This window comes from Porphyrobacter sp. YT40 (genome assembly GCF_006542605.1).
GTDB lineage: Bacteria > Pseudomonadota > Alphaproteobacteria > Sphingomonadales > Sphingomonadaceae > Erythrobacter.
The window spans coordinates 2,797,861-2,824,502 of the sequence record NZ_CP041222.1 but is presented as its reverse complement, the minus strand read 5'-3'; the positions used below and the strand labels follow the sequence as shown (position 1 = coordinate 2,824,502).

The window sequence follows — 26,642 nt, the reverse complement described above, 5'->3', positions numbered from 1 at the left end:
CTCTTGGGCCATAGCGCGCATCCTCAGACAGAAGGATGCGCGCCGTGGCCGACGAATATGATTTTGACCTCTTCACCATCGGCGCAGGTTCTGGCGGAGTGCGCGCCAGCCGTGTCGCCGCCGCGCACGGCGCGCGGGTGGCGGTGGCCGAGGAGCACCGCGTCGGCGGCACCTGCGTCATCCGCGGCTGCGTGCCCAAGAAGATGCTCGTCTACGGCGCGCATTTCGCCGAGGATCTGGTGGACGCCGAGCATTTCGGCTGGACCATCGAAGGCAAGCGTTTCGACTGGGCGGCGCTGCGCGACCGGGTGCTCGACGATGTAACCCGGCTCGAGGGGCTCTACGGCCAGACCCTGTCGAACCACAATGTCACGATCTTCAAGGAACGCGCCACGATCACCGGCGATCACGAAGTGACGCTGGCGAGCGGCAAGGTCGTCACCGCCGCGCATATCCTGATCGCCACCGGCGCGCGCCCGCACGTGCCGTCTTTTCCCGGCGCCGAGCACGTCATCACCTCCAACGAGGCGTTCCATCTCGACACCCTGCCGCGCCGCATCCTGATCGCGGGCGGGGGCTATATCGCCAATGAATTCGCCGGAATCTTCAACGAATTCGGCTGCAAGGTGACGATCGCCAACCGGTCTGACACGATCCTGCGCTCTTATGACGCAAGCCTGCGCGACCGGCTGCTTCAGATCTCGATGGTCAAGGGCATCACCTTTCTCTTCAACGCCGAGTTCGAGAGCATCGAGAAGCAGGACGATGGCTGCCTGCTGGTCAAGCTGACCGGGCAGGAAGCCTGCGAATATGACGCGGTGATGGTCGCGACGGGCCGGGTTCCCAATATCGAAGGGCTGGGGCTGGAGACCATCGGGGTCGAGACCGGCACGCGCGGGCAGATCGTCGTCGACGAATTCAGCCGCACCAATGTGCCTTATGTCTATGCCGTGGGCGACGTGACCGACCGGGTGCAGCTCACCCCCGTCGCGATCCGCGAGGGGCAGGCCTTTGCCGATTCCGTCTTCGGCCCGGGCGAGCCCTATGCGGTCGACCATTCCTGCGTGCCGAGCGCGGTGTTCAGCCACCCGCCCATCGCCGCCGTCGGCATGACAGAGGGCGAGGCGCGCAACACGCTCGGCAATATCAAGGTCTACCAGTCCGACTTCCGCCCGATGAAGCACGTGGTCGCGGGACGGAACGAGCGGTGCCTTTACAAGATGATCGTCGATGCGGCGAATGACCGGATCGTCGGCATCCACATGATCGGCCCCGAAGCGCCCGAGATCATGCAGGCCGCCGCCGTGGCGGTGAAGGCCGGGCTCACCAAGGCCGATTTCGACGCGACGGTCGCGATCCACCCGACCATGGCGGAAGAGCTGGTGCTGTTCAAATGAGGGTGGCCGGCAAGATCGTCCTGCTGACCGGCGGCAGCGCCGGGATCGGGCGCGAAATGGCGCGGCAATTGCAGGCCAAGGGCGCGCAGGTGATCCTCACAGGCCGCGATCCCGCGCGGCTGGCTGCGATGGCGGGGGAGGGCTTCGAGACCATCGCCGCAGACCTGTCGAGCGCTGCCGGGGTCGATGCACTGGCGGCGGCGCTGGGCGAGCGCGAGATCGACATTCTGATCAACAATGCGGGGCTTGGCGTGGCGCATGACGTGCGCAATGCCTTGCCCGATCCGGACGCGGCAGACGGGTGCCTCTATGCCAACCTCTCCGCGCCGATCCGGCTGATCACTGCGCTGCTCCCGCGCCTGCGCGCGCGGCCCGAAGCGGCCATCGTCAATGTCACCAGCGGACTTGCGATTGCTCCCAACACCGCCAGCGCGGTCTATTGCGCGAGCAAGGCGGGGCTCCGAAGCTACACGATGTCATTGCGCTCGCAGCTGGCGGGCGAGCCGATCGCCGTGATCGAGGCGCTGCCCCCGGTGGTCGACACGCAGATGACCGCCGACCGCAAGACCAGCAAGATGCCGCCCGAGGAATGCGCGCGCCAGATCATCGCTGCGCTCGAGAACGGCCATGACGAGGCCAATGTCGGCATGGTGAAGGTGCTGCGCGCGGTCTATTCGCTCTCGCCCGCGCTGGCGCGCAGCATCATGCGGCGGTTCTAGGCGCCGCCTCTCCAACGTCCCTCCCCGTTTGGCACGAATGGGGAGGCGGGCGAGGCCGCAGGCCTCGGTCGGAGAGGTATGGCTGCGCAGAAGTACCCCTCCGTCACCGCTGCGCGGCGCCACCTCCCCATCCCTTCCGGACGGGGAGGGACGGGCTATGCGCCCAGCCTTGCCGGGCTGAAGGCCTCGAACGAAAGTCCCGTCGCCGCCGCATCCTCGGGGAACGTGTGGCCAAGCACCGCTGCCGCCGCGATGCGCGACAGGGCGGGGGCAGTCTGGAATCCCGCGCCGCCTTGCCCGGCGCACCAGATGAAGCCGGGCGCGTCCGCCGCCTCGCCCACCACCGGCAATTCGTCCGGCGCGAAACTTCTCAGGCCCGCCCAGGAATGGCTGATGCGGCGGATGGCGAGGGTGGTCGCTTGGCTCACCCGGTCGGCGGCGATGGCCTTGTCGAGTTCCTCGGCGGCGGCGTCGCAGGGTTCGGACGGGGTCTGGTCCATCGATGACGCAAGTAGTTGTCCGCGCCCCTCGGGGAGCAGGTAGAAGCCTTCGCCGACCGTCTTGGTGAAGGGCCAGCGGCTGACATCCGCCCCCTCGGGCGCGGGGAAGGAAATGACCGTGCGGCGGCGTGGCTCGATCCCGATGGGGTGCGCGCCTGCCATCCGTGCGATTGCGTCCGCCCATGCCCCGGCAGCGTTGACCACAAGGGGCGCGGCGTAGGTCTCGCCCGCCGTTTCGACCCGCCATGCATCGCCGCCGCGCGCAATGGCGACGACCCGCGCCCCCGTCACCAGAGTTCCGCGCGCTGCTTTCAGAGCCGCGACATGGGCTTGCAGCATCGCGTGGGTATCGAGCTTCAGCGAAGCGTGATCGACCAGCGCCGCGGCGCAAGCCTCGGGCTTCAGCGCGGGCATCAGCGCGCGGGCCTCCTCGCAGCCGATCCGGCTGTAATCGCAGCCGTAGTGCCGATGCACGTCCTCCAGCGCATCGAGCGCGGCGACCTCCTCCGCCCCGGCGATATGCAGCGCGGGGTGCAACGAGCCATGCGCCGCAAGCTCCGCCATGCTCAGCGCGGTCAGCGTCCGCACGGGGACGTTGCCGAGGCCGTAATGCGCAAAGGCGACGCTGCGGCCGGAGGCGTGGTAGCCCGGCGCGCTCTCGCCCTCCAGCACCACCACCCGCGCGTGCGGCGCGATCCGCGCCGCAAGGCTCAGCCCCGCGATCCCGCCGCCGATCACCACCACGTCCGCCGTCTGCATTGCGATTCCTCCCGGCACTTTTGCCACGTTGACGCTTGCGGCGTGCTAAGGCAACGCACCCGATCAAGAGAGCCACCGGAGAGGAACCCCCGTGTCCGCCAATATCGCCGAAATGGAACGCCGCCGCGAAGCAGCCCGAATGGGCGGCGGCCAGAAGCGCATCGACGCGCAGCACGCCAAGGGCAAGCTGACCGCGCGCGAACGGCTCGACGTGCTGCTCGACGAAGGCAGCTTCGAAGAGATCGACACCTACGTCGAGCATGACTGCCAGGACTTCGGCATGGAGAGCCAGCGCATCCCGGGCGACGGGGTGGTAACCGGCTCTGGCACCATCAACGGGCGGCTGGTCTATGTTTTCTCGCAGGACTTCACGGTTTTCGGCGGCTCGCTGTCGAAGCGCCATGCAGAGAAGATCTGCAAGGTGATGGACACCGCGATGAAGGTCGGCGCGCCGGTGATCGGCCTCAACGATTCGGGCGGCGCGCGCATTCAGGAGGGCGTGGCGTCGCTGGGCGGTTATGCCGAAGTGTTCCAGAGGAACGTGCTCGCATCCGGCGTGGTGCCGCAGATCAGCCTCATCATGGGGCCCTGCGCGGGCGGGGCGGTCTATTCTCCGGCGATGACCGACTTCATCTTCATGGTGAAGGATTCGAGCTACATGTTCGTCACCGGCCCCGATGTGGTGAAGACCGTCACCAACGAGGTGGTGACGCAGGAGGAACTGGGCGGTGCGATCACCCACACCACCAAAACCAGCGTCGCAGATCTCGCTTACGAGAACGATGTCGAAGCGCTGCTGGCGACCCGCCGCTTCTTCGACTTCCTGCCGCTGTCCAACCGCGAGGAAGGGCCGACGCTGCCCACGAGCGACCCGTGGGACCGTCTTGAAAACAGCCTCGACACGCTGATCCCCGACAACGCCAACCAGCCCTATGACATGCACGAGGTGATCATCAAGGTGCTGGACGAGGGCGACTTCTTCGAAATCCAGCCTGCCCACGCGGGCAACATCATCTGCGGTTTCGGCCGCGTGGAGGGCCGCACCGTGGGCGTGGTGGCGAACCAGCCGATGGTGCTCGCCGGCGTGCTCGACATCAATTCCTCGAAGAAGGCTGCGCGCTTCGTGCGGTTCTGCGATGCCTTCGAGATCCCGATCATCACCTTCGTGGACGTCCCTGGCTTCCTCCCCGGCACCGCTCAGGAGCTGGGCGGGATCATCAAGCACGGCGCGAAGCTGCTCTTCGCCTATGCCGAGGCGACCGTGCCCAAGATCACCGTCATCACCCGCAAGGCTTACGGCGGGGCCTATGACGTGATGGCATCGAAGCACCTGCGCGGCGATTTGAACTACGCCTGGCCTACCGCCGAAATCGCGGTGATGGGCGCGAAGGGCGCGGTGGAGATCATCTTCCGTCAGGACCGCGACAACCCCGAGAAGATCGCAGAAAAGACCAAGGAATACGAAGACCGCTTCGCCAACCCGTTTGTGGCGGCCCAGCGCGGCTATATCGACGAGGTCATCCACCCCCACTCGACCCGCCGCCGGATCGCGCTGGGGCTAAGGAAGCTGCGGACGAAACAGCTGGAGAACCCTTGGAAGAAGCATGATAATATTCCGCTGTGAGGGAGATTCTCGATGAGCTTTGAAGCTCTAATGGACCGCATTGATGCGAAAATGATGGCTAACCGTAGACCGGAAAAGGAGGTCCTGTCGGCTGAAGAATACAGCATACTTATTGTCTGGAATTTCGCGGTCTCAGTCGGTGACACCGGGATATACGAGTACATTTACAACGAGAATCCTGATCTATTTCAAGATATTGTTGCAGGATTACGCATAGTCGAGGCGGTCGACATGGCCAATCTCGTCGCCGACTATCTGGCGAATGACAAAGAGCATTATGAGCAAGTGTACGCTGGCGAAGTCAAATTCGGACCATCACGCGATTACGAAGCCGAGATAGCTGCGATTGTGCGAAATGATGGCGACGACCTTGAGCTCTATTTTCGGAATCTGCTCGAGGAATTCGCCCGATCGAAGGGCATGATGTGACATGAAACTCGGCCGTCTCAACCACATCGGGGTCGCCACGCCTTCCATCGCGGACTCGATCGCGTTCTACCGCGACGTCATGGGCGCGACGAAGATCCACACGCCCTTCGACCTGCCCGAACAGGGGGTGAAGGTCTGCTTCGTCGACACTCCCGGCGCGGATGGCGCGATGAACGGCACGCAGATCGAGCTGATCGAGCCGTTGGGGGCAAACTCCACGCTCGCCGGCTTCCTCGCCAAGAACCCCTTGGGCGGGCAGCATCACCTGTGCTTTGAAGTGCCCGACATCGCCGAGGCGCGCTCCGAATTCGAGGCGCTCGGCAAGCGCATCCTCGGCCCCACCCGCATCGGCGCGCACGGCACGCCTATCTTTTTCGTCCATCCCAAGGACATGGGCGGCATGCTTACCGAGATCATGGAGACGCCCAAAGAGGGCACGCACTGGTCGAATTGAACCTATCCGTCACCCCAGCGGAAGCTGGGGTCTCATGCGGCAAGAGATGCCAGCTTCCGCTGGCATGACGAGCAATCGGAGAGAAGAATGTCCTACGAAACCATCCGCGTTGAACGCGAAGGCCCGCTGCTCACCATCACTTTGAACCGCCCCGAGCGGCTCAACGCCATGCCGCCGCAGATGGCGGACGAGCTGGGGCAGGCGTTCTACGACCTCGGCGATGCGCGCGCGGTGCTCATCACCGGAGAGGGCAAGGGCTTCTGCTCGGGCGCGGACCTGTCGGCACGGGGCGCGGGAAGCGCGCTCGGCAGCAAGGGCGGCAGCCACGAGGCGCTGATCAATCACTACAACCCCGCGATCAGCCAGTTGATCCGCGCGCAGGTGCCGGTGATCTGCGCGGTCAATGGCCCGGCGGCGGGTGTGGGGTGTTCTCTCGCTTTGGCTGCTGATTTCACCATCGCCGCCAAAAGCGCGTATTTCCTCCAGGCCTTCGTCAACATCGGCCTTGTCCCCGATGGCGGCTCGACCTGGCTGCTCACCCGCGCCATCGGCCGCGCGCGCGCGACGCGGATGATGATGCTGGGCGAGAAGATTTCAGGGCAGCAGGCCGAGGAATGGGGCCTCGTCTATAAGTGCGTCGAGGATGCCGACCTCATGAACGAAGCGCGCGCGCTGGCCGAGAAGCTCGCCAACGGCCCGACCGTCGCCTACGCCACGATGAAGCGCAACATTGCCACGGCGCTCGACCAGAACCTGCAAATGGTGCTGCTCGCCGAGGCCGAGGGCCAGCGCATCGCGGGCGCGACCAAGGACGCGATGGAGGGCGGCATGGCCTTCCTCCAGAAGCGGAAAGCGGAATTCAAGGGGGAGTAGGCTTTCTCCTACCAACCCCGTTCGGGCTGAGCTTGTCGAAGCCCTGTACTTCCTCTTCCTGCCCTGCGCCTCAAAAGAAGGACGGCCCTTCGACAGGCTCAGGGCGAACGGATATAGTTATCAAATGACCCAAAAACCCACCCTCGAAGACTGGAACGCCCTCGCCGACAAGGAAGTGAAGGGCCGCGACCTCACCTGGCACACGCCCGAAGGTTTCGCGATCAAGCCGCTCTACACGGCGGAAGATCACGCCGGTTTCGACCCCGGCCTGCCCGGCTTTGCGCCCTTCACGCGCGGGGTGAAGGCGAGCATGTATGCGGGCCGTCCGTGGACGATCCGGCAATATGCGGGCTTCTCCACGGCAGAGGAATCGAACGCCTTCTACCGCCGCAACCTCGCGATGGGGCAGAAGGGCCTGTCGGTCGCCTTCGACCTCGCCACCCACCGCGGCTATGACAGCGATCACCCGCGCGTTGTCGGCGATGTCGGCAAGGCGGGGGTGGCGATCGACACGGTCGCCGACATGGAAATCCTGTTCGACCAGATCCCGCTCGATGCCATGAGCGTGTCGATGACGATGAACGGCGCGGTGATCCCGGTGCTGGCCTTCTTCATCGTCGCGGCGGAACGGCAGGGAGTGTCGCAGGAGAAGCTGGAAGGCACGATCCAGAACGACATCCTCAAGGAGTTCATGGTTCGCAACACCTATATCTACCCGCCCGAGCCTTCGATGCGGATCATCTCGGACATCATCGCCTACACCTCGGCCAACATGCCGAAATTCAACAGCATTTCGATCAGCGGCTACCACATGCATGAAGCCGGGGCGACGGCGGTGCAGGAGCTCGCCTTCACCATCGCCGACGGCAAGGAATATGCGCAGCGCGCGATGGCGGCGGGGCTCGACATCGACGCTTTCGCGGGGCGGCTGAGCTTCTTCTTCGGCATCGGCATGAACTTCTTCATGGAGATCGCCAAACTGCGCGCCGCGCGCACCCTTTGGTACCGGGTGATGGACAGGCTGGGCGCCAAGGACGAACGCTCCAAGATGCTGCGCACCCACTGCCAGACCAGCGGCGTGAGCTTGCAGGAGCAGGACCCCTACAACAACGTCATCCGCACCACGGTGGAGGCGATGGCGGCGGTGCTGGGCGGCACGCAGTCGCTCCACACTAACGCGCTCGATGAAGCAATCGCGCTGCCTACTGATTTCAGCGCCCGCATCGCGCGCAACACCCAGCTGGTGCTGCAGGAGGAAAGCGGGATCACCAATGTCGTCGATCCGCTCGGCGGCTCGCATTACATCGAGGCGCTGACTTCCACGCTGGTGGACGAGGCGTGGAAGCTGATCGAGGAAGTCGATGCGGCCGGCGGGATGACCGCCTTCGTCGCCACCGGCGCGCCCAAAGCCGCGATCGAGCGCGCGGCGGCGGAAAAGCAGACGAAGGTCGACAAGGGCGAGACGGTGATCGTCGGCGTCAACAAGTACCGCAAGGACAAGGAAGACCCGATCGAGACGCTCGACATCGACAATGCCAAGGTGCGCGCAGGTCAGATCGCGCGGATCGAGAAGGTCCGTGCGAACCGCGACGAGGCCGCCTGCCGCGCGGCGCTCAGCGCGCTGACCGATGGTTGCTCGTCGGGCGCAAATCTGCTGGCGCTGGCGGTCGAAGCCGCGCGCTACGATGCGACGCTCGGCGAAATCTCCACCGCGATGGAGGAGGTGTTTGGCCGCCACGATGCCACCCCGTCGCCGGTTTCGGGCGTTTACAAGAGCGCCTATGAATTCGACCGCCGTTGGGCGCAGGTGACTGATGGCGTCGAAGCCGTGGGGCGCCGCCTGGGCCGCAAGCCCAAGATCATGATCGCCAAGATGGGCCAGGACGGCCACGACCGCGGCGCGAATGTGATTGCATCGGCGTTCAGCGACATGGGCTTCGAGGTGATCTCCGGCCCGCTGTTCCAGACGCCCGAGGAATCGGTCGCGATGGCGCTGGAACACGACGTCGACGTGGTCGGCGCGTCGAGCCTTGCGGCGGGTCACAAGACCCTGATCCCCGAACTGATCCGGCTCCTGCGCGAGGCCGGTCGCGGCGATATCAAGGTCACCGCCGGCGGCGTCATCCCCCCGCAGGACTACGACTACCTGCGTGAGGCGGGGGTGCAGGGGATCTACGGCCCGGGTAGCAATGTGGTGGAGTGCGCGGCGGATATCCTCGTCCTGCTCGGCCACAATATGCCGCCACTCGGCGAGGGGCTGGACGAGGCGGCGGAGTAGCCATGCCGACGGTGATGCGGATCGGCGCGTTTCGGATCTACTTCTACAGCCACGAACCGAACGAGCCGCCGCACATCCACATCGACCGGGGCGAGGCGACGATCAAGGTCTGGCTCGGTAGCTTGGAAGTCGCGCGGAGCCGGGGCTTTCGCGCGCATGAGATCAATGGCATTGTGGCGATGGTCGCTCAACACCAAACGGCGCTGACGGAGGCATGGCATGAATGTTTCGGCTAAAGTGACCGACGAGCGCGTGCTCGACGTGCGCTTCGATGATGCCAGCCTGATCGTCGATTTGATGGATGGGCGGACGATTGCGGTGCCGCTGGCTTGGTATCCGAGGTTGCTTCATGCGACGCCAGAGCAGCGCGCGCATTGGGAGAAGGCCGGGGCGGGGTACGGTATCCACTGGCCGCAGATCGACGAAGATTTGAGCACTGAGGGCCTTTTGCGCGGAGCGCCTGCGCCGAGGACGTTTGACGAGGCTGCGGAATGAGTATCAAGCTGCTCTGGGCCGTCGGGGCGATAGCAGATGTCGTATGGGCAGTTCGGCGGCTCCACTTTGCTTGGAGCCAAGGCTATGTTCTCGAGGTGGATGATCCGCATTTTGGCCACGAGCTGGGGCGAATGTCACGTCGAGAGAGGCCATGGCGCTTCTCGATCAGCGTGACCATAACGACATTTCTTTTGCTGGTTGTCTCGGTTTTCCTGATTTGGCTGATCGCTGACGCCATCTGAATATGCCTTGCCGTCTCACCTTGCCGTCACCTTGAACTTGTTCCAGGAGCCACCGCTCCCCATTCGCCGCAGCATGAAAGGATAAATGGATGCTGAAACAAGTTCAGCATGACGGTGTTCGCACCGACTGGACCCGCGAAGAAATCGCAGCCCTCTTCGACCTGCCCTTCACCGAGCTGCTGTTCCAGGCCGCCAGCATCCACCGCGCCTATCACCCCGCGACCGAAGTCCAGCTGTGCACCTTGCTCAGCATCAAGACCGGCGGGTGTCCTGAGGATTGCGGCTATTGTTCGCAGTCGGTCCACGCGGACTCGGGCGTTGAGGCGACCAAGCTGATGGACGTGCAGGCCGTGCTCCAGCGCGCGGCGCAGGCGAAGGATGCGGGCTCGCAGCGGTTCTGCATGGGCGCAGCATGGCGCAATCCCAAGGACCGCGACATGCCCGCGATCGTCGAGATCGTGAAGGGCGTCTCCGCCATGGGCCTCGAGACCTGCATGACGCTGGGGATGCTCGAACCGCATCAGGCCGAGATGCTCGCCGAAGCAGGGCTCGATTACTACAACCACAATATCGACAGCTCGCCGGAATATTACGAGCGCGTGATCTCCACGCGCGATTTCCAGTGCCGCTTGGATACGCTCGATCACGTTCGCAAGGCGGGGATTAACGTGTGCAGCGGCGGGATCGTCGGCATGGGCGAGACGCGCGAGGATCGGGTGGGCTTCGTCCACACCCTCGCAACCCTGCCGCAGCACCCGGAGAGCGTCCCGGTCAACGCGCTGGTGCCGGTCAAGGGCACGGTGCTGGGCAATATGCTGGCCGACACGCCGCTCGCGAAGATCGACGATATCGAGTTCGTCCGCACGGTCGCAGTCGCGCGCATCACCATGCCGCGCTCGATGGTGCGGCTCTCGGCAGGGCGCGAGTCGATGTCCGAGGCGACACAGGCGCTGTGCTTCCTTGCGGGCGCGAATTCGATCTTCACGGGCGACAAGCTGCTCACCGCCCCCAATGCGGGCGACGACAAGGACGGCGCGCTGTTCGCCAAGCTCGGCCTCACCGCATTGCAGGGCGAAGAACCCGCGCGGGCCTGCAAGAGCGCGGTGCCGGCAGAGTGATCGGGCTCCTCGCCGCAGCGGCTTTGGCGACGGCGCAACCTGCGCCCGAGTCCCAGCCCCTCACCATCGGCGAGACCGTGACGCTCGAAGCGTTGGGCGAAGAGCACGGTGTCAATATCGTCCTGCCGATCGGGTATGCCGATGAGCCGGACCGGCGCTGGCCGGTGGTCTATCTGCTCGATGGCGGGGTGACGCAGGATCTGTTCATGGGCGCAGGCCTCCAGCGCTGGAACACGATCTGGGGGCGCAGCGCGGATGCGATCGTCGTCGGGATCGAGACGAAGAACCGCCAGCGCGAACTGCTCCCGCCGACCAGCGATCCCGCCGAGCGCGAGCGCTGGCCGACCGCAGGCGAAAGCGCGGCCGTTCGCGTGTGGATCGCCGAGACCGTCAAGCCGCTGATCGAGGCGCGCTACCGGCATGACGGCACTGCCGTTCTCGTCGGTGAAAGCGCGGCGGGGCATTTCGTGGTCGAGACATGGGCGCAAAAGCCGCAGATGTTCACCGGCTACGCCGCAATCAGCCCCAGCCTGCAATGGGACTTCGAGGCGCTCAGCCGCACGCCGCTGGGCGAGGGTAAGCGTCCGCCGCTCTACATCAGCCTCGCGGATGAAGGCGGGGCGACCGAGACGGGCATGATGCGGCTGCTGGATGCTCTGCCCGAGGCGCAACCCTTCTGCTTTTCCGACCGCCGCACCGAACTTCGCCACGCCACTGCGCTCCACGGCCTGCTGCCCGAGGCGCTGCAATACCTGCTGCCGACCGGTGTCGATTACCTCGATGAGTACGGCTTCACCTTGCGCTGCGATCGGCGGGGAGGGCCAAGATGAAGGCCCGCGTGATGCGCCGCGCCGCGGGCCTGCTGGCAATTCCGGCTCTATCGGCCTTGCCCGCCTTACCGGCCGCAGCCTGCAGCGTTTCGCCCTCACCTCAGATCAGGGCCGAGCAATTCAAGGATGATCCCGGAAACCGCCGGGTCAAGGGCCGCTTCACTGTCACCGAAACGTCCATCGACGGGTATGGGCGCGGCATCATCCGTGGGCGGATCGAAACCGCGCGCGGCACGGGCTGGGATGTGTGGGTCGACTACGACGAATTCATGATCGACTGCGTCTACTTTTTCGCGCCGACCATCGATGCGACCGGCACCTTCTGGATCGCGCGTCGCGCGGTCGAGGGGCGCTACGAGATCCGCTTGTGGGAGGGCAAATACACGGCCGAAGCACTCGAACGCCATCGGCGCGAACAAGAGGAAGCCGAGGCCGAAGCACAGGCCGACGCGTCATGAGCCTCGGCTTCTCGGTCGACACTCTGCTCCCCAAGGCGCGCGGGGGCGGGCAGCTCAGGATGGGGCTGGTGAAGCTGGAGGAGCGAGAGTGGCTCCAGCCCCAGCCCGATCTGGCGGCGCGGGCGGCGGGCTTTGCCGATTGGCCGCAAGGGGTGCAATTGACGCCCGAAGTGGACGCGCCGGGTCGGGAACTGGCGGCGATGGTGGGCACCCAAGGCGCGCTCCCCGAAGCCGCGCTCGCGGTTCACGAAGACCTGTGCCTGCTTACACGGCGCGAGGGCGAGGAGGTCTATCGCCTGATCGGCGCGGCGGTGGCATGGCCCTCGGACTGGCACCCCGCCGAGAAAATCGGCCTGCCCCTGCGCGCGCTCCATGCGCCGATTGCGGGCTACGAGGAACAACTCGCCACCGGGGTCGACCGCTTCATGGCAACCCTGCGCCCCGGCCCGATCTACGCCCGCTGCAACTGGTTTATCGCCGCCACTGGCGAGCGCCGCTGGCTCCCAGGCCGGCCCCCGCAGGAAGCCTTCGCCCATGTCACGCCCGACAACGCAGGCGAGACCCTGTTCGTCCGCTCCGAACGCCAGACGCTTCGCCGCCTGCCGAAGACGGGCGCGATCCTGTTCACTATCGGGATTTATGTCGAACCCCTCGGCAGCCTCTCCCCCTCCAACATCGCCATGCTGGGCAAGGCGGTGCAAACCCTCGTCAGCGGCGAGGGTGACCGCCGCGGGGCACCGGCCTATGCCGACAGCCTGATCACTTTCGCTGAAAGGATTGCTGCATGATCGCTGCCCTGGTCGCCCTTATCGGCGCGGCGCTCGTGGTGTTTCTGCGTGGGAAGGGGTTGTTCGGACGGGACGCCATGTCGGTCCGTCTGCGCAGCGCGGCCGCGCTGTGGCTGGTGGCACTGGTCGGCGCGGTTCTGGCCTTCCGGCAACCCGGTTTCGATATGGCCGGGATCGGCCTTTACCGCTTCGGCTGGCGCGAGGCGGGACTTGGGCTGCTGTTCGGCGTGCTCGGCATTCTGTCGGTGCCACTTTACATTCTTGTTGCCCGCAGGCTTGGAGGGGCGGCGCATAATGCCGAGGCCATCACCACGCTCGCTTCCGCTCCGCTGCCGTGGCGACTGGTCCTGCTGACGACCGCTGGCGTTGCTGAGGAAGTGATCTTCCGCGCAGTCGCAATCGGCGCGCTGGTGGCCGCAGGCGTGCCACTGGCTATTGCCGTCGCAATTTCGCTCGCGGTGTTCGTGGTGTTGCACCGGTCATCGTGGGGGGCGGTGCACCTGATCTTCGTCGCCGTGGCAGGCGCGCTAATGACGGCAGCCTTCGTGCTTGGCGGCGTGTGGGCCGCGATCCTTGCCCATGTGATCATCGACGCGCCGATGTTCCTTGCCGGAAAGGCGATGGCGCGGCGAGGGCCGCCCGCTCCGTCGCAAATCCGCTAGCTTGCAGTCGGTGCGAACCCTCGGCATAGCCCCCGTGCACATGACGCCCCCTGGAGAGAGGCCCAAGCCTTGTTTGCGAAAATCCTGATTGCCAACCGTGGCGAGATCGCCTGCCGGGTCATCACCACCGCGCGCAAGATGGGGATCAAGACCGTCGCGGTATATTCCGATGCCGATGCGCGCGCGCCCTTCGTCGCCATGGCGGACGAGGCGGTGCATATCGGGCCTTCGCCCGCGGCCGAAAGCTATCTGATCGCCGACAAGATCATCGCCGCCTGCAAGCAGACCGGGGCGGAAGCGGTGCACCCGGGCTACGGTTTCCTCTCGGAGCGCACCTCCTTTGCCGAGGCGCTGGCGAAGGAAGGCATCGCCTTCATCGGGCCTCCCGTGGGCGCGATTGCCGCGATGGGCGACAAGATCGAATCCAAGAAGCTCGCCAAGGAAGCGGGCGTCAACGTCGTCCCCGGCTTCGTCGGCGAGATCGAGGATACCGAACACGCGGTGCGGATCTCCAACGAGATCGGCTATCCGGTGATGATGAAGGCCAGCGCCGGCGGCGGGGGCAAGGGGATGCGCCTTGCCTATTCCGAGGCCGACGTGCGCGAGGGCTTTGAAAGCGTGAAGCGCGAGGGGCTGAACAGCTTCGGCGATGATCGCGTCTTCATCGAGAAGTTCATCCTCAATCCGCGCCACATCGAGATCCAGATCCTCGGCGACCAGCACGGCAACATCCTCTACCTCAACGAGCGCGAATGCTCGATCCAGCGCCGCCACCAGAAGGTGGTCGAAGAAGCGCCTTCGCCTTTCGTCACGCCGAAAATGCGCAAGGCGATGGGCGAGCAATGCGTCGCTCTGGCGCGGGCGGTGGGGTATTATTCGGCGGGGACGGTCGAGCTGATCGTCAGCGGCGCGGACCCGACGGGGGAGAGCTTCTACTTCCTCGAAATGAACACCCGCCTGCAGGTCGAACACCCCGTCACCGAGGCAATCACCGGCATCGACCTCGTCGAGCAGATGATCCGCGTGGCGGCGGGCGAGAAGCTCAGCCTGACGCAGGACGACATCGGGATCGACGGCTGGGCGATCGAAAACCGCGTTTATGCCGAAGATCCCTATCGCGGCTTTTTGCCCTCGACCGGGCGGCTGGTACATTACCAGCCCCCGCTCCCCGGCTGGAGCGAGGACGAGACCGTAGCGGGCAAGCCCCGGCGCGGGGTCGCGCGGGGCACGGGATCGGTGCGGGTCGATGACGGCGTCTATGAAGGCGGCGAGGTGTCGCGCTTCTACGACCCGATGATCGCCAAGCTCATCACCTGGGCGCCGACGCGCGACGAGGCGGCGGATTTGCAGATCGAGGCGCTCGACAATTTCCGCATCAAGGGCCTCGGCCACAATGTCGATTTCCTCAGCGCGATCATGCAGCACCCGCGCTTCCGTTCGGGCGAGCTGACCACGGGCTTCATCGCCGAGGAATATCCCGATGGCTTTCACGGCGCGGCGACCAGCGATGACATGAAGCGCATCCTTGCCGCCGTCTGCGCGGGCAACGAATTCACGCTGCAATCGCGCGCGCGGCGGATCAGCGGCCAGCTCGACGGGCCGCTGCCGGTCACCAGCGCGTGGCTGGTGAAACTGGGCGACGAACGGTTCGAAGTCACGCTGGGTGAGGGCCACGCCATCGTCGACCGTATGCGGGTCGAGGGCACCTGCAACTGGCTGCCGGGGATGGTGCAGGCCGAGGCGACCGGCGCGGTTGAGGGCGGCGCGGAGCACCGTCTGGGCCTTATCGTCGAGCGTGTCGGCAACCAGTGGAAGGTGACCACCCGCGGCGCAGCGCACACCGCGCTGGTGATCCCGCAGCGCTTGGCACGGCACGAATCGCTGATGCTCGAGAAGGTGCCGCCCGATCTCTCCAAACTGCTGATCTGCCCGATGCCGGGGATGCTGGTGAAGCTCCACGTCGCCGAGGGCGAGACCGTGCAGCCCGGCCAGCCGCTCGCCACGGTCGAAGCGATGAAGATGGAGAACATCCTGCGCGCCGAAAAGGAAGGCGTGATCGCGAAGATCAACGCCGCCGAAGGCGAGAGCCTGGCGGTGGATGCGGTGATTCTCGAACTGGAATAACCTGAGCGGGGCGCGCCATTCCGGAGCGGTCATGCTTGACCGCATTCGCCGCGCGGCCCGTTCTTCCGTCAACCTGAATGATTATTGCGCGGGCCTGCAATGGCCTTGCGGAATTTGTTGCAATTTTGCGCCATTCCGGTGATTTCCGACACAAATTCCACGGCGCCCCTGTCCTACAATTAAATCCGTGAGACAATTTGTCTTGGCTGAGTCGCGGTATTCCCCGTGGCGGCAGATTGAATCTGCGTGGGAGGATTTGATCATGGCACATACCGGAACCGGGTTTTTCGACCGGAAGGGGCATTTCTTCAAGACCGCGCGCGATGCGACGGTGAGCGATCTGGCGGCGCTGCTGGGCCAGATCGGCGAGGGCGAGAGCCTTGCGCCGGGCATCGCCTACATGCTGCTCGAACGCCGCAGCGAGATCGAGCGTCTGTTTGCCGAGCATGACCGGATGCTGGAGGAAGAAGCGGTGATGAAGGCGGCGCGCGCCGGTGCCGAGCCGGCGGACAATGTCGCCCACCTGCCGGCTCGCCCGGCGCATTGATCGCGGGTCAGTCCAGCGCCAAATGCAGGCACTGGTTGAAATCGGTGAGCACGTAATCGGCAAAGGCAGGCCCGTTCACGAAGCCCCGCCGCCGGTAGAGCGCCAGCGCGGGTTCGAAGGCGGGGCCTGATCCGGTCTCGAGGCTGAGCACCGTCAGACCCTCGTCGCGCGCATGGTCGATGATCGTCTCCAGCAGCGCGGCGGCCAGACCCCGGCGCAGGAAATCGGGGTGGGTGCGCATCGACTTGACCTCACCGCGCTGCCCATCCAGCCGCTTGAGCGCGCCGATGGCCGCGACCCGGCCATCCACCCGCGCCTCCCACACGGTGACATCGTCGGTCCGCAACCCGCTCAGATCGAGCGCAAAGCTCAGGCCCGGCGGGGAGCCTTCCACCATCGCGCGCTGGTGATAGGCGATCATCGCCTGCACCTCGGGATCGTCGAGGTCGGCGCGGGCGATCCTCACCCGGCCAGCTCCGCATCGAGGAAGGCGGCGATGTCCGCCAGATCGACATCGCGGGCGACATAGGCCTCGCCCAGCGCGCGCAGCAGCAGGAAGGGCAGGGTGCGCGCTTCGGCTTTCTTGTCATGGCGCATGTGATCGACCAGCGCCGCGCCGTCGCAGGCAAGGCCGAGATCGGCGAGCCGTGCGGGCAGGCCTGCCGCCGCGATCGCCGCTTGCGCGCGCGCGGCATCGGCGGCGGAAATCTCGCCCCGGCGCGCCGAATATCTTGCCGCCAGCACGATGCCCAAGGCAACGGCCTCGCCATGGAGCAGACGGTCGGAAAAGCCGGTCTCGGCCTCCAGCGCGTGGCCGAAAGTGTGGCCAAGGTTGAGCAGCGCGCGCAAATCCTCGGTCTCGCGCTCGTCGGCGGCGACAATCCGCGCCTTCATCGCGATGCTGGCGGCGATGGCGTGTTCGAGCGCCTCCGGCTCGCGCGCCAAAACGGACGCACCGTTGGCCTCAAGCCAAGCGAAAAACGCCGCATCGCCGAGCAGGCCATATTTCAGCACCTCGGCATAACCGGCGCGCATTTCGCGATCCGGCAGGGTGTCGAGGGTCGCTGTATCCACCAGGACCAGCGAGGGCTGATGGAAGGCTCCGATCAGGTTCTTGCCCGCCGCCGTATTGATCGCGGTCTTGCCGCCGACGGAGGAGTCGACCTGCGCCAGCAAGGTCGTGGGCAGTTGCACAAAGCCGCAGCCGCGCTTGGTGATGGCACAGGCAAAGCCGACCAGATCGCCCACCACGCCGCCGCCCAGCGCGAAGACATGATCCTTGCGGGTGATCCCGAGCGCCAGCAACCAGTCGGTCAGCGCTTCGAGCGCGCCCCAGCTTTTGGATTGCTCGCCCGGCTCGACGACGAACCATTCGACCGAGAACCCTGCCGTCATCAGGTCTTGCGTGATCGCCTCAGCGTAAAGCCGGTGAGTGTTGGAATCGGCGACGAAGGGCACCGGGCGATCGGGGCCATAGGCTCCGAAAAACGCGGCGGCGGCTTCGGGCAGGCGCGCGAGCAGCCCTTCCTCGATCACCACCTCATATTCGCGCCCGGCCAGCGCGACGGGAATTACAGCCATTTATCAATCGCCTCGATGATCGCGCGGGCGGTGTCGGCGTGCGGGCCGTTCTCGCTGACGACGCGGATATGCGCCTGCCCATAGAACGGCGCCCGCTCGCGCGCCAGCCGGGTCAGGATTTCGCGCGGGTCGCCGGTCTTGAGCAGCGGGCGGTTGCCGCGTCGCGCGGTGCGCTCCACCAGCGTATCGACGTCGCAGTCGATCCACACAGCGATACCCTTGTCCAGCACCAGCGCGCGGGTGGAGGGATCGACAAAGGCCCCGCCGCCGGTCGCGATCACGCCGTGGCCTTCCTCGATCAGGCGCGCAATCACGCGCCGTTCGCCATCGCGGAAATAGGCCTCGCCGAAGGTTTCGAAGATTTCGGGAATGCTGCGCTGGGCGGCTTCCACGATCGCCTCGTCGGCATCGACGAAGTCGCGCGCGAGCATCGCGGCGAGCCTGCGTCCGACGGTCGACTTGCCTACGCCCATCAGGCCCACCAGCACCACCGGGCGGGTGATGCGCGCAGGCAAGCCTTCCGGGACGGCATGATCGTGGGAGGGGGATGCAGCGGACATTGCCGCAGGGCCTATAGATGGGCTAGGGCACGCGCAATATGCGAAACCTGCGCCGCACTTCACTCTCCCCGACCGGTCTTGGCGAGCCCCGTCGGCCTGCTGCCGCGCCAACGCGCCGCTGGCTGCTGCTGGCGCTGCTTGCGGTGATCGCGCTGCTGGCTCTGGCGTGGTTCGATGGCGGGGAAGAGCCGCTGCATCCGATCGCGCAGGATGTCGCTCTGCCCGAGGTTCAGCCGTGATTGCGCCGCGCCGTTGGCGGGCAAGCGCGCTGGCGCTGGGCGTTGCTGGCGCCTTGGGCGGCGCGGGACTGGCGGGCCTTGCCGGAGCGCAGGGGAAGCCCGAATCGATCCTGCCTCCGGGGTTCGACGATCCCGCCCCAAGCCCATCGCCGTCACCCGCACCGCAAACCACTCCCGCAGTGCAGCCCGGCGCTGCGCCTTTGCCCGGTGGGCCAGCCGTGCCCGTCGATCCCGCCACGCTCCCGCCCTTGCCGAGCATCAGCCGCGATGATCTTGCCCGGCTGCCCAGCATCGAAGAGCTGGAGAGCATGTCGACCGACGAGCTCGACCAGCTGCTCGGCCTCAAGCCGAAGTCCGATATTCCGCCCGGCGCCCAGCGCGCGCTGACCCGTGTCGGCGTGCTGGCGGCAGACGAGGGCGGGCTGCCGCCGGTGGCGCTGCTCAACCAGTCGGACGCACTGGTGCGCGCGGTGCTGGCGGGGACGCGCGGGCCGATGGTGTCGCGCTGGGGCCATATCCTGTTGCGCCGCACGCTGGCGAGCCGTCTCGCCGCGCCGCTCGGCATGGACCCGATCGAGTTCGCTGCGTTGCGGCTGGGCGTGCTCAATGCGATGGGAGAGTTCACGCTCGCCCGCGCTGTGGCGCAGGATATCGACAGCGCGAAGTGGTCGCCCGCGCTCACGCAGGAGGCGCTCACCGCCTATCTCGGCAGCGGCGACATCACCGGGGCGTGCCCGGTAGTGCGCTTGCAAGGCTCCGCGCGCGACGATGGCGAGTGGCAGATGTGGCAGGCGATCTGCAACGCCTATGCGGGTGAGGCGGCGCTGGCGGCCTCGCAGCTCGACCGGGCGCTGGGGCGCGGGGTTGCGCCGCGCATCGACGTGCTGCTCGCGCGGCGTTTTGCCGGGGCGGCGGGGCGCGGCCAGCGTGCGGTGGAGATCGAGTGGAAGGGGGTGGAAGACCTCAACCCCTGGCGCTTCGGTCTTGCCACGGCACTGGGCGAGCAGGTGCCTGCGCCGCTGCTCGATGGTGCGCTCGCAGCCAAGGACGGGGGCTATTACGCGCGCTCGGCGGCGCTGCTGCCGATGCTGCCCGCGACCCAGCGCGCCGTCCACGCCGGACGCGCGGCGCGCGAAGGGATCATGTCGGCCGATGCGATGGTCGATCTCTTTTCCGAGGTCTATGCCGATCCCGCCGCCAGCGGCGATCCGCAGACCCACGCCACAACTTTGCGCGAAGCCTATCTCGCCGCCGAGCCTTCCGCACGCATCGCCGCGATGCAGCGGTTGTGGGACGACGGGGCGAAGCTCGGCGGCGGTGATGGCTACGGCGCGCGGGTGATGACCGCCTATGCCGCTGCGCGCATCCCCGCGACCGAGGATCATGCCGACGCCGCCGGAGCGTTGATTGCGGCGATGCTCACCGCCGGGCTCGATGCCAATGCGGCGCGCTGGGCCAATGTCACGCCCGAAGGCTCACTCGGCTGGGCGCTGCTCGCACTTGCGTCGCCCGGCGGCGGGCCGGTGGGGCAGGGCGCGGTCGAAAGCTTCATCGGCGATGACGACAGCGCGGGCAGCCGCAAGTCGGCCTTTCTGGTCGCGGGCCTTGCCGGGTTGGGGCGGCTCGATCAGGGCGATGCGACCGCGTTGGCGGGCGATCTCGATTTTGACCTCGCGCGCCAGACCCGCTGGACCCGCGCCATCGCGCGCGCCGCAGAGGTGGGCAATCCGGTGCTGGTGAGCCTGCTCGCCGGGCTCGGGATGCAGGGCGCGAGCTGGTCGCAGATGACCCCGCTGCACCTCTACCACATCGTTGCGGCGCTCAACCGCGTGGGGCTTTCGGCAGAGGCCCGGATGATCGCCGCCGAGGCGGTCGCGCGCGGGTAATGTCCACGAGCACCGACGCGTTCCTCGCCATGCTGGCGACCGAGCGCGGCGCGGCGGCGAACACGCTGGCGGCCTACCGGCGCGATCTTGCGCAGGCGGAGGAAGCCATCGGCGATCTGGTCGAGGCATCGCGCGATGCGGTGGCCAGCCTTTCCGGCGAATGGGCCAGCCTCGCCCCGGCCAGCGTCGCGCGCAAGGCCTCGGCGCTCCGGCAATTTTTCGGCTTTGCGATCGACGAAGGCTGGCGCAGTGACGATCCCTCCGGCGCGCTGCCCGCCCCCCGCGCGCGCCGGCCGCTTCCCAAGGTGCTGGGGCACGAGCAGATTGCCGCGCTTTTCGCCCGCGCGGAGGCCGAGGCTGCGGATGACGATCCCAAGGCCGTGCGGCTGCTGGCGCTGATCGAACTGCTCTACGGATCGGGCCTGCGCGCGAGCGAGTTGGTCGGCCTGCCGCTCAGCGCCGTGCCGCGCGATGCGCCCTTCCTGACGGTCACGGGCAAGGGCGGCACGACCCGGCTGGTGCCGGTCGGCGCGCGCGCGCTGGAGGCGCTGGCCCGCTGGCTGGCGCTGCGCCCGCAAGGCGAGACTTCACGCTGGCTGTTCCCCTCGGGCAAGGGCCAGCACCTCAGCCGCGTGAGATTGTTCCAGCTGATCAAGGGGATTGCGGGCCGCGCCGGGCTCGACCCCGCCAGCATCAGCCCCCACGTGCTGCGCCACGCCTTTGCCACCCACCTGCTGGAAGGCGGCGCGGACCTGCGCGTGCTCCAGACCCTGCTCGGCCATGCCGACATTTCCACCACGCAGATCTACACCCATGTCGATGCCGCGCGACTGGTGGCACTGGTCAATTCCCGCCACCCGCTTGCAACGCGGGCAACATCCGACTAGCCCCGCGCAATGATTTCCTACCTCGATTTCGAGAAGCCGGTCGCCGCGCTGGAAGAGCGCATCACCCAGCTGCGCAGTGTCAACGCGCTGCATGACGTCGATGTCGCCAGCGAGATCGGGCGGCTCGAGACCAAGAGCGCCGAGCTGCTGGCGAGCACCTATGCCTCGCTCACCCCCTGGCAGAAGACGCAGGTCGCCCGGCACCCGCAGCGCCCGCATTTCCGCGACTATGTCGCCCATGCTTTCAGCGACTTCATGCCGCTGGGCGGCGACCGCCTCTATGGCGATGATCTCGCGATCATGGGCGGTTTTGCACGGCTCGACGGCCGCCGCGTGATGCTGATCGGTCACGAAAAGGGCAACGACACCAAGAGCCGGATCGCCCACAATTTCGGCATGGGCAAACCCGAAGGCTACCGCAAGGCGATCCGCCTGATGGAGCTTGCCGGGCGATTCGGCCTGCCGGTGGTGACGCTGGTCGATACTTCGGGGGCCTTTCCGGGGATCGAGGCGGAAGAGCGCGGCCAGGCCGAAGCCATCGCCCGTTCGACCGAAGCCTGCCTCGCGATCGGCGTGCCGATGGTCGCCGCGATCGTGGGCGAGGGCGGATCGGGCGGCGCGGTCGCACTCGCCAGCGCCAACCGCGTGCTGATGATGGAGCACGCGGTCTATTCGGTGATTTCGCCCGAGGGCTGCGCCTCGATCCTGTGGCGCACCAGCGAAAAGGCGCCCGAGGCCGCGCAGGCGATGAAGGTCACCGCGCAGGATTTGAAGCGTATCAAGGTGATCGACCGGATCGTGAAGGAGCCGGTCGGCGGCGCGCATCGCGATCCGGCGGCGGCGGCGCGGATGCTCGGGCAGGCGCTCAGCGAAGAAGTCGAACAACTCGCCGCAAAGTCTCCGGCAGAATTGATTTCTGCGCGTGAGGAACGTTTTCTCGCCATCGGCGGTTAACGGCGCTCCAAGCAGGCTGGAGCGGCTTTCGCCCTTTGGCGTGCGCGCTAGACCGACAATTGCGGGAGAAAACCGATGGCACGAAATGTTCGCAAGATGCTCGCCTTTGGCGCGGCCTCACTGACGCTGGCCGGATGCATGGGCACCGGCGAATCGATCCCCTCGGCGTCGGCCCCGATTACCCAGTCCGAAGCCGAGATGGGCGCGCAGTATCACCCGCAATTCCTTGCCGAATTCGGCGGCGCGATGACGGGCAGTCAGGCCCAGTATGTCGAGCAGGTGGGCAAGAACATCGCGGTGCAATCGGGCCTCGGCAACGCACGCGAGAGCTTTACCGTCAGCCTTCTGAACTCGCCTGTGCACAATGCCTTCGCGGTGCCGGGCGGCTATATCTACACCACCCGCCAGCTGGTGACGCTGATGAACAACGAGGCGGAACTGGCGGGCGTGCTCGGGCACGAGGTCGGCCACGTCGCCGCGCGCCACAGCCAGCGGCGGCAGAAGGCCGCGACCACCAACACGCTGGTGGGCGGGGGGCTGGCGATTCTCTCAGGCCTCCTGCTGGGCGATTCGCAGATCGGGCAGACGCTGTCGCGCGGGTTCCTGCAAGGCTCGCAGCTGCTGACCTTGCGATTCTCGCGCCAGCAGGAGCTCGAGGCGGACGATCTGGGCATCCAGTATCTCGGCAAGGCCGGTTACGATCGGCGTGCGATGGCGACCGTGCTCGCCAGCCTCGCGGCGCAGAATGCGCTCGATGCGCGGCTGGCCGGGCGCAATGCCAGCGTCCCCGAATGGGCCTCGACCCACCCCGATCCCGCCAGCCGGGTGCAGGGCGCGCTGTCGAAGGCCAATGCGGCGGGCACCGGCGGTGTCACGAATCGCGACACCTTCCTCACCCGGATCGACGGGTTGCTCTATGGCGACGACCCGGCACAGGGGATTATCGAGGGCAGCACCTTCATCCACCCCGAACTGATGCTCGCCTTCACCGCGCCGCAGGGCTTCTACATGGTCAACGGGACACGCGCGGTGAGCATCCAGGGGCAGGGCGGTCAGGCGCAGATGACCACCGCGACCTATGCCGGCAATCTGGAAACCTATGTGCGCCAGCAGTTTGCCGCGCTCGGCGGGCAGAACAGCCAGCTCGCCCCGGCTGAGATCCAGCGCACGACCGTGAACGGCCTGCCGGCGGTTTACGGCACGGCGCGGGTCAACAACGGCAATTCGCAGGTCGATGTGGTGGTCTTTGCCTATGAATTCGGGCGCAATCAGGCGTTCCACTTCAGCGCCATTACGCCTGCGGGCAAGGCCGGAACCTTCAATTCGATGTTCCAGTCGATGCGGCGAATCAGCTCCGCCGAGGCGGGCGCGGTGGTGCCGAAGAAGCTGCAGGTGGTCACCGTGGCGCGCGGGGACACCGTGGCAACTCTGGCGCGGCGGATGGCCTATCCTTCCGCGCAGGAAGAACGCTTCCGGGTGCTCAATGCGCTCAGCAGCAATGATGCTCTGACGCCCGGCCAGAAGGTCAAGCTGGTGGTGCGCGCGCGCTAATGATCGATCGCGCCGACGCGCGATACAGACCGCCCGCCCCGCCTCTCCGCCCGGCCACCATAGCCTGATGGTATCATTGGTGGCCGGGCGGGGAGGCGGGGCGGGAGGTCTGCGCCACCGAAGGTGGCTTAATAACAAATACTTCAGACAACAAAAAACGGCGGGGATTGCTCCCCGCCGTTTTCGAATTGCCTTGCGGCCGACGCTTAGTTGGCGTCGATGCCAGCCTGCATTTCGGTGTCGACTTCGGTGAAGGTTTCTTCGAGGGTTTCACCGAGGGTGGTCATGGCGGTGATCGCGGCGACGGCGATCAGAGCGGCGATCAGGCCGTATTCGATGGCGGTGGCGCCCTGTTCGTCGCGGATCAGCTTGCTGAAAAACTTCATGGTCGGTCTCCTGGTTGGTCTTCGGTAATCCTGCCCGTCCTTTGGGTGGTTCGGACAATTGTTCGATTAGGGCCTATTTCTTTCGAAAACCCTAACTGCGGTTAGTTTGTCATTGCATCGACACTACGTGTTTCCACTTCGTCCCACACGCGGGTGTTGGTATCCGCCACGCCCATCAGAGCGCCGAGGATCGCGATGACAATCAAGCTGACGATCAAGCCATATTCCACAGCGGTTGCCCCCGCAGTGTCATGCCGGAGCCGCTTCAGGATATTGACCATCGTGACCCCCCCGTTCGCTGGTGTGCCGTCGTCTTGACGCTCCCTCAATCGGGCACGAACCGTTAAGAAATGGTTGAAAGAGAGCCACCACATGGAAAGAAAACCGACATGACCGGGGGCTGGATTGCCGTGGTCGCCGGGGCGCTGGTGCGGGCGGACGGGCGCTGGCTGATGCACAGGCGCCCCGTCGGCAAACACCATGCCGGGCTGTGGGAATTCCCCGGCGGCAAGGTGGAAGGCAATGAAATGCCTCTGCAATCGCTCATCCGCGAGCTGACCGAGGAGCTCGGGATCCTGTGCGATCCGCAGGCCTGCACACCCGCCGGATTCGCGACAAGCGCCGCCGCCGAAGGCCAGCGCGGGCTTGTCATCCTGCTTTACACCATCACCGGCTGGGACGGCGAGCCTCAGGCGCTGGAGGGCGGGGCGATCGGATGGTTCACGCCTGCCGAGTCGCTTGCGCTCGACAAGCCCCCGCTCGACGTGGCGCTGGCCGCAAGGCTCTTTGCAAATATCCCGAATTCCGCCCAAGCCCCCTTGCCAAGGCCGAATGACCCCCCTAAAGGGCCCGCTCCGGTGCGCACCCGTAGCTCAGCTGGATAGAGCATCAGACTACGAATCTGAGGGTCGGACGTTCGAATCGTTCCGGGTGCGCCAAAACAGCCCGCTTCTCGCAAGAGAGGCGGGCTGTTTCGGTTTCGGGCCCGCAATGCGAATCGAATGCCCCCGATTCGCGGCTCCTCAATCCCCGACGCTGTCCTCGAGCGCGTGCATGTCGTCGTCCGACAGACCGAAATGATGGCCCGCCTCGTGAATCACGACATGGCGAACCAGCGCGGCGAAGGTGACGCCGGTTTCCTCCATCTCGGCCAGCAGCGGCTGACGGAACAGGGTGATGACCGGCGGCAGCCCGTCGCTGTCCCATTGCGACCGTTCCGTGAGGGCGACGCCTTCATAAAGGCCAGTCAGTTCCCACGGGTCTGCGATCCCGAGCGAATCGAGCTGTTCGTCGGTCGCGAATTCCTCGACGCGCAGCACCACGCCCGCCAGTTCGCGCCGGAACACCTCGGGCAGCCGCGCCAGCACCGCGCGCGCGGCGGCTTCGAATTCGGCGGCTGAGGGCTCGTGCGTCATGTTTTCGCGTCCTTTGCGTGGCGGCGGGGGATGCAAGGCCGCTAATGGCTCCTACATTAACTGTGTGGCGATCTGCATCCCCTGCGCCTATCTGCCGTAACTTAACGGGGAACGCCGGGGGCACTGGCGGGTTACCAAGTCGCGGGATCGACAGGAGAGGGGGCTCTGACCGAGCCGATGACGACAGAAAGACCAATGGCCATGAACTATATCTCTGCCCACGATCACGACGATGCGTTCGATCCGGAAAACCCGCTCGGCAAGCCCGAGGTACCCGAAGAGGTGCAGGATGCGATTCGCACGCTGATCGCCTGGGCGGGCGACGATCCGGCCCGCGAAGGCCTGCTCGACACCCCCAAGCGCGTGGGCCGCGCATGGCTGGAATATTGCGAGGGCTACAAGGAAGACCCGGCAATCCACCTCACGCGGCAATTCAGCGAAGTGGGCGGCTATGACGAGATCGTGCTGCTGAAGGACATTCCCTTCCAGTCGCATTGCGAACACCACATGGCGCCGATCATCGGCAAGGCAGCAATCGCCTATCTGCCGCGCAACAAGGTCGTGGGCATCTCCAAGCTCGCGCGCGTGCTGCACGGCTATGCCCGCCGCCTGCAAATCCAGGAGCGGCTTACCGCCGAGGTCGCGCAGTGCATCTGGGATCATCTCGACCCGCATGGCGTGGCGGTGGTGATCGAGGCGCAGCACGGCTGCATGACCGGGCGCGGGGTAAAGACCCCCGGCGTCGGCATGATCACCAGCCGCATCCTCGGCTGCTTCCTCGATGATCCGCGCAGCCGCAAGGAAGTGATGAGCCTCATGGGCTACTGATCCGCTTCGTTTGCGCTTGGGTCTGCCGGGGCGTGCCGCTATCCTGACCATATCCACG

31 protein-coding genes and 1 tRNA gene are annotated in these 26,642 nt (G+C 66.1%); 25 read left to right on the top strand and 7 right to left on the bottom strand.

The genetic code is table 11. The features are described 5' to 3' along the window. Positions 1 to 35 precede the first annotated feature (35 nt). Both gorA and E2E27_RS13230 read left to right on the top strand, forming a co-directional pair. A complete protein-coding gene (gene gorA, locus E2E27_RS13235; protein WP_141459880.1) occupies positions 36 to 1,397 on the top strand; it encodes a glutathione-disulfide reductase in 1,362 nt (453 codons plus the stop codon). Continuing rightward, positions 1,394 to 2,116 carry an SDR family oxidoreductase gene (locus E2E27_RS13230; RefSeq protein ID WP_141459878.1) on the top strand — a complete coding sequence of 241 codons (723 nt, stop codon included), beginning with the start codon at positions 1,394 to 1,396 and terminating at the stop codon, positions 2,114 to 2,116. The genes gorA and E2E27_RS13230 overlap by 4 nt, the downstream gene beginning before the upstream one ends. Positions 2,117 to 2,271: 155 nt before the next feature. On the opposite strand, the gene E2E27_RS13225 is transcribed toward E2E27_RS13230, so the two are convergent. Then, a complete protein-coding gene (locus E2E27_RS13225; RefSeq protein WP_141459876.1) occupies positions 2,272 to 3,375 on the bottom strand; it encodes an NAD(P)/FAD-dependent oxidoreductase in 1,104 nt (367 codons plus the stop codon). A 91-nt stretch (positions 3,376 to 3,466) separates the two neighbouring features. On the opposite strand from E2E27_RS13225, the gene E2E27_RS13220 reads away from it, so the two are divergent. From E2E27_RS13220 to E2E27_RS13150, 15 genes are all read left to right on the top strand, one after another. After that, the gene (locus E2E27_RS13220) at positions 3,467 to 4,999 is read left to right on the top strand and encodes an acyl-CoA carboxylase subunit beta (protein WP_141459874.1); all 1,533 of its coding nucleotides are present in this window, start codon (positions 3,467 to 3,469) and stop codon (positions 4,997 to 4,999) included. Between the two features lie 12 nt (positions 5,000 to 5,011). After that, positions 5,012 to 5,428, top strand: a complete 417-nt coding sequence (locus E2E27_RS13215; RefSeq protein WP_141459872.1) for a DMP19 family protein — start codon at positions 5,012 to 5,014, stop codon at positions 5,426 to 5,428. A 1-nt stretch (position 5,429) separates the two neighbouring features. Next, a complete protein-coding gene (gene mce, locus E2E27_RS13210; RefSeq protein WP_141459870.1) occupies positions 5,430 to 5,882 on the top strand; it encodes a methylmalonyl-CoA epimerase in 453 nt (150 codons plus the stop codon). An 87-nt stretch (positions 5,883 to 5,969) separates the two neighbouring features. Then, on the top strand, positions 5,970 to 6,755 hold the full coding sequence (locus E2E27_RS13205; RefSeq protein WP_141459867.1) for an enoyl-CoA hydratase-related protein: 786 nt from the start codon (positions 5,970 to 5,972) through the stop codon (positions 6,753 to 6,755). 124 nt (positions 6,756 to 6,879) lie between these two features. Further along, the gene (gene scpA / locus E2E27_RS13200) at positions 6,880 to 9,033 is read left to right on the top strand and encodes a methylmalonyl-CoA mutase (protein WP_141459865.1); all 2,154 of its coding nucleotides are present in this window, start codon (positions 6,880 to 6,882) and stop codon (positions 9,031 to 9,033) included. A 2-nt stretch (positions 9,034 to 9,035) separates the two neighbouring features. Next, positions 9,036 to 9,269, top strand: coding sequence for a DUF4160 domain-containing protein (locus tag E2E27_RS13195; RefSeq protein WP_141459863.1), 234 nt, complete (start codon positions 9,036 to 9,038; stop codon positions 9,267 to 9,269). Then, on the top strand, positions 9,253 to 9,528 hold the full coding sequence (locus E2E27_RS13190; RefSeq protein WP_141459861.1) for a DUF2442 domain-containing protein: 276 nt from the start codon (positions 9,253 to 9,255) through the stop codon (positions 9,526 to 9,528). The genes E2E27_RS13195 and E2E27_RS13190 overlap by 17 nt, the downstream gene beginning before the upstream one ends. Next, on the top strand, positions 9,525 to 9,770 hold the full coding sequence (locus E2E27_RS13185; protein WP_141459859.1) for a hypothetical protein: 246 nt from the start codon (positions 9,525 to 9,527) through the stop codon (positions 9,768 to 9,770). Before E2E27_RS13190 ends, E2E27_RS13185 begins: the two co-directional genes overlap by 4 nt. Positions 9,771 to 9,859: 89 nt before the next feature. Next, positions 9,860 to 10,888: a biotin synthase BioB gene (gene bioB, locus E2E27_RS13180; protein WP_141459857.1), complete on the top strand. Its 1,029-nt coding sequence runs from the start codon at positions 9,860 to 9,862 to the stop codon at positions 10,886 to 10,888. Next, entirely contained in the window at positions 10,885 to 11,718 is an 834-nt protein-coding gene (locus E2E27_RS13175; RefSeq protein WP_234036055.1) for an alpha/beta hydrolase, read from the top strand. The genes bioB and E2E27_RS13175 overlap by 4 nt, the downstream gene beginning before the upstream one ends. Further along, positions 11,715 to 12,176, top strand: coding sequence for a hypothetical protein (locus tag E2E27_RS13170; protein WP_141459855.1), 462 nt, complete (start codon positions 11,715 to 11,717; stop codon positions 12,174 to 12,176). Before E2E27_RS13175 ends, E2E27_RS13170 begins: the two co-directional genes overlap by 4 nt. Then, positions 12,173 to 12,964 carry a heme-dependent oxidative N-demethylase family protein gene (locus E2E27_RS13165; RefSeq protein ID WP_141459853.1) on the top strand — a complete coding sequence of 264 codons (792 nt, stop codon included), beginning with the start codon at positions 12,173 to 12,175 and terminating at the stop codon, positions 12,962 to 12,964. The genes E2E27_RS13170 and E2E27_RS13165 overlap by 4 nt, the downstream gene beginning before the upstream one ends. Then, complete coding sequence (locus tag E2E27_RS13160; RefSeq protein WP_141459851.1) at positions 12,961 to 13,626, top strand: CPBP family intramembrane glutamic endopeptidase; 666 nt, start codon at positions 12,961 to 12,963, stop codon at positions 13,624 to 13,626. Before E2E27_RS13165 ends, E2E27_RS13160 begins: the two co-directional genes overlap by 4 nt. 69 nt (positions 13,627 to 13,695) lie before the next feature. Continuing rightward, positions 13,696 to 15,750 carry an acetyl-CoA carboxylase biotin carboxylase subunit gene (locus tag E2E27_RS13155; protein WP_141459849.1) on the top strand — a complete coding sequence of 685 codons (2,055 nt, stop codon included), beginning with the start codon at positions 13,696 to 13,698 and terminating at the stop codon, positions 15,748 to 15,750. A gap of 262 nt (positions 15,751 to 16,012) precedes the next feature. Then, positions 16,013 to 16,297, top strand: a complete 285-nt coding sequence (locus E2E27_RS13150; RefSeq protein WP_141459847.1) for a hypothetical protein — start codon at positions 16,013 to 16,015, stop codon at positions 16,295 to 16,297. Between the two features lie 7 nt (positions 16,298 to 16,304). Here the strand turns inward: E2E27_RS13150 and E2E27_RS13145 are convergent, their stop codons facing one another. Genes E2E27_RS13145 through E2E27_RS13135 form a run of 3 tightly spaced genes read right to left on the bottom strand, consistent with a single transcriptional unit; the run spans position 16,305 to position 18,438 of the window. Next, positions 16,305 to 16,763: a GNAT family N-acetyltransferase gene (locus E2E27_RS13145; RefSeq protein ID WP_141459845.1), complete on the bottom strand. Its 459-nt coding sequence runs from the start codon at positions 16,761 to 16,763 to the stop codon at positions 16,305 to 16,307. After that, positions 16,760 to 17,878 carry a 3-dehydroquinate synthase gene (gene aroB / locus E2E27_RS13140; RefSeq protein WP_141459843.1) on the bottom strand — a complete coding sequence of 373 codons (1,119 nt, stop codon included), beginning with the start codon at positions 17,876 to 17,878 and terminating at the stop codon, positions 16,760 to 16,762. Before aroB ends, E2E27_RS13145 begins: the two co-directional genes overlap by 4 nt. Then, positions 17,869 to 18,438, bottom strand: a complete 570-nt coding sequence (locus tag E2E27_RS13135) for a shikimate kinase (RefSeq protein WP_141459842.1) — start codon at positions 18,436 to 18,438, stop codon at positions 17,869 to 17,871. Before E2E27_RS13135 ends, aroB begins: the two co-directional genes overlap by 10 nt. Positions 18,439 to 18,476: 38 nt before the next feature. Between E2E27_RS13135 and E2E27_RS13130 the strand changes: the two genes are divergently transcribed. From E2E27_RS13130 to E2E27_RS13110, 5 genes are all read left to right on the top strand, one after another. Next, positions 18,477 to 18,677 carry a hypothetical protein gene (locus E2E27_RS13130; RefSeq protein ID WP_141459840.1) on the top strand — a complete coding sequence of 67 codons (201 nt, stop codon included), beginning with the start codon at positions 18,477 to 18,479 and terminating at the stop codon, positions 18,675 to 18,677. Between the two features lie 218 nt (positions 18,678 to 18,895). After that, entirely contained in the window at positions 18,896 to 20,563 is a 1,668-nt protein-coding gene (locus E2E27_RS13125) for a hypothetical protein (protein ID WP_234036054.1), read from the top strand. Further along, a complete protein-coding gene (locus E2E27_RS13120; RefSeq protein ID WP_141459838.1) occupies positions 20,563 to 21,450 on the top strand; it encodes a tyrosine recombinase in 888 nt (295 codons plus the stop codon). The genes E2E27_RS13125 and E2E27_RS13120 overlap by 1 nt, the downstream gene beginning before the upstream one ends. A 9-nt stretch (positions 21,451 to 21,459) precedes the next feature. Next, positions 21,460 to 22,404, top strand: coding sequence for an acetyl-CoA carboxylase carboxyltransferase subunit alpha (locus E2E27_RS13115; RefSeq protein WP_141459837.1), 945 nt, complete (start codon positions 21,460 to 21,462; stop codon positions 22,402 to 22,404). A gap of 75 nt (positions 22,405 to 22,479) precedes the next feature. Next, positions 22,480 to 23,955 (top strand): M48 family metalloprotease, encoded by a 1,476-nt coding sequence (locus tag E2E27_RS13110; protein WP_141459835.1) that lies wholly within the window; start codon positions 22,480 to 22,482, stop codon positions 23,953 to 23,955. A 206-nt stretch (positions 23,956 to 24,161) separates the two neighbouring features. On the opposite strand, the gene E2E27_RS13105 is transcribed toward E2E27_RS13110, so the two are convergent. Beyond that, positions 24,162 to 24,341 carry a Flp family type IVb pilin gene (locus E2E27_RS13105; protein WP_141459833.1) on the bottom strand — a complete coding sequence of 60 codons (180 nt, stop codon included), beginning with the start codon at positions 24,339 to 24,341 and terminating at the stop codon, positions 24,162 to 24,164. Between the two features lie 101 nt (positions 24,342 to 24,442). Further along, the gene (locus E2E27_RS13100) at positions 24,443 to 24,622 is read right to left on the bottom strand and encodes a Flp family type IVb pilin (protein ID WP_141459831.1); all 180 of its coding nucleotides are present in this window, start codon (positions 24,620 to 24,622) and stop codon (positions 24,443 to 24,445) included. 108 nt (positions 24,623 to 24,730) lie between these two features. On the opposite strand from E2E27_RS13100, the gene E2E27_RS13095 reads away from it, so the two are divergent. Beyond that, positions 24,731 to 25,225, top strand: coding sequence for a (deoxy)nucleoside triphosphate pyrophosphohydrolase (locus tag E2E27_RS13095; protein WP_141459829.1), 495 nt, complete (start codon positions 24,731 to 24,733; stop codon positions 25,223 to 25,225). Then, positions 25,203 to 25,279 (top strand) — tRNA-Arg (locus tag E2E27_RS13090). The genes E2E27_RS13095 and E2E27_RS13090 overlap by 23 nt, the downstream gene beginning before the upstream one ends. Positions 25,280 to 25,363: 84 nt before the next feature. Here the strand turns inward: E2E27_RS13090 and E2E27_RS13085 are convergent. After that, positions 25,364 to 25,756: a metallopeptidase family protein gene (locus E2E27_RS13085; RefSeq protein WP_141459828.1), complete on the bottom strand. Its 393-nt coding sequence runs from the start codon at positions 25,754 to 25,756 to the stop codon at positions 25,364 to 25,366. Between the two features lie 201 nt (positions 25,757 to 25,957). On the opposite strand from E2E27_RS13085, the gene folE reads away from it, so the two are divergent. Beyond that, positions 25,958 to 26,584 (top strand): GTP cyclohydrolase I FolE, encoded by a 627-nt coding sequence (gene folE, locus E2E27_RS13080; RefSeq protein WP_141459826.1) that lies wholly within the window; start codon positions 25,958 to 25,960, stop codon positions 26,582 to 26,584. The last annotated feature ends 58 nt before the right edge of the window (positions 26,585 to 26,642 follow it).

Coding starts and splice junctions, on each gene's coding strand:
- gorA (WP_141459880.1), top strand. CDS start 36: ATGCGCGCCGTGGCCGACGAATATGATTTTGACCTCTTCACCATCGGC.
- E2E27_RS13205 (WP_141459867.1), top strand. CDS start 5,970: ATGTCCTACGAAACCATCCGCGTTGAACGCGAAGGCCCGCTGCTCACC.
- E2E27_RS13215 (WP_141459872.1), top strand. CDS start 5,012: ATGAGCTTTGAAGCTCTAATGGACCGCATTGATGCGAAAATGATGGCT.
- E2E27_RS13115 (WP_141459837.1), top strand. CDS start 21,460: ATGATTTCCTACCTCGATTTCGAGAAGCCGGTCGCCGCGCTGGAAGAG.
- E2E27_RS13095 (WP_141459829.1), top strand. CDS start 24,731: ATGACCGGGGGCTGGATTGCCGTGGTCGCCGGGGCGCTGGTGCGGGCG.
- E2E27_RS13120 (WP_141459838.1), top strand. CDS start 20,563: ATGTCCACGAGCACCGACGCGTTCCTCGCCATGCTGGCGACCGAGCGC.
- E2E27_RS13170 (WP_141459855.1), top strand. CDS start 11,715: ATGAAGGCCCGCGTGATGCGCCGCGCCGCGGGCCTGCTGGCAATTCCG.
- E2E27_RS13135 (WP_141459842.1), bottom strand. CDS start 18,438: ATGTCCGCTGCATCCCCCTCCCACGATCATGCCGTCCCGGAAGGCTTG.
- E2E27_RS13230 (WP_141459878.1), top strand. CDS start 1,394: ATGAGGGTGGCCGGCAAGATCGTCCTGCTGACCGGCGGCAGCGCCGGG.
- E2E27_RS13085 (WP_141459828.1), bottom strand. CDS start 25,756: ATGACGCACGAGCCCTCAGCCGCCGAATTCGAAGCCGCCGCGCGCGCG.
- E2E27_RS13130 (WP_141459840.1), top strand. CDS start 18,477: ATGCGAAACCTGCGCCGCACTTCACTCTCCCCGACCGGTCTTGGCGAG.
- E2E27_RS13110 (WP_141459835.1), top strand. CDS start 22,480: ATGGCACGAAATGTTCGCAAGATGCTCGCCTTTGGCGCGGCCTCACTG.
- E2E27_RS13100 (WP_141459831.1), bottom strand. CDS start 24,622: ATGGTCAATATCCTGAAGCGGCTCCGGCATGACACTGCGGGGGCAACC.
- E2E27_RS13185 (WP_141459859.1), top strand. CDS start 9,525: ATGAGTATCAAGCTGCTCTGGGCCGTCGGGGCGATAGCAGATGTCGTA.
- E2E27_RS13195 (WP_141459863.1), top strand. CDS start 9,036: ATGCCGACGGTGATGCGGATCGGCGCGTTTCGGATCTACTTCTACAGC.
- E2E27_RS13190 (WP_141459861.1), top strand. CDS start 9,253: ATGAATGTTTCGGCTAAAGTGACCGACGAGCGCGTGCTCGACGTGCGC.
- mce (WP_141459870.1), top strand. CDS start 5,430: ATGAAACTCGGCCGTCTCAACCACATCGGGGTCGCCACGCCTTCCATC.
- E2E27_RS13160 (WP_141459851.1), top strand. CDS start 12,961: ATGATCGCTGCCCTGGTCGCCCTTATCGGCGCGGCGCTCGTGGTGTTT.
- scpA (WP_141459865.1), top strand. CDS start 6,880: ATGACCCAAAAACCCACCCTCGAAGACTGGAACGCCCTCGCCGACAAG.
- E2E27_RS13225 (WP_141459876.1), bottom strand. CDS start 3,375: ATGCAGACGGCGGACGTGGTGGTGATCGGCGGCGGGATCGCGGGGCTG.
- aroB (WP_141459843.1), bottom strand. CDS start 17,878: ATGGCTGTAATTCCCGTCGCGCTGGCCGGGCGCGAATATGAGGTGGTG.
- E2E27_RS13105 (WP_141459833.1), bottom strand. CDS start 24,341: ATGAAGTTTTTCAGCAAGCTGATCCGCGACGAACAGGGCGCCACCGCC.
- bioB (WP_141459857.1), top strand. CDS start 9,860: ATGCTGAAACAAGTTCAGCATGACGGTGTTCGCACCGACTGGACCCGC.
- E2E27_RS13165 (WP_141459853.1), top strand. CDS start 12,173: ATGAGCCTCGGCTTCTCGGTCGACACTCTGCTCCCCAAGGCGCGCGGG.
- folE (WP_141459826.1), top strand. CDS start 25,958: ATGAACTATATCTCTGCCCACGATCACGACGATGCGTTCGATCCGGAA.
- E2E27_RS13150 (WP_141459847.1), top strand. CDS start 16,013: ATGGCACATACCGGAACCGGGTTTTTCGACCGGAAGGGGCATTTCTTC.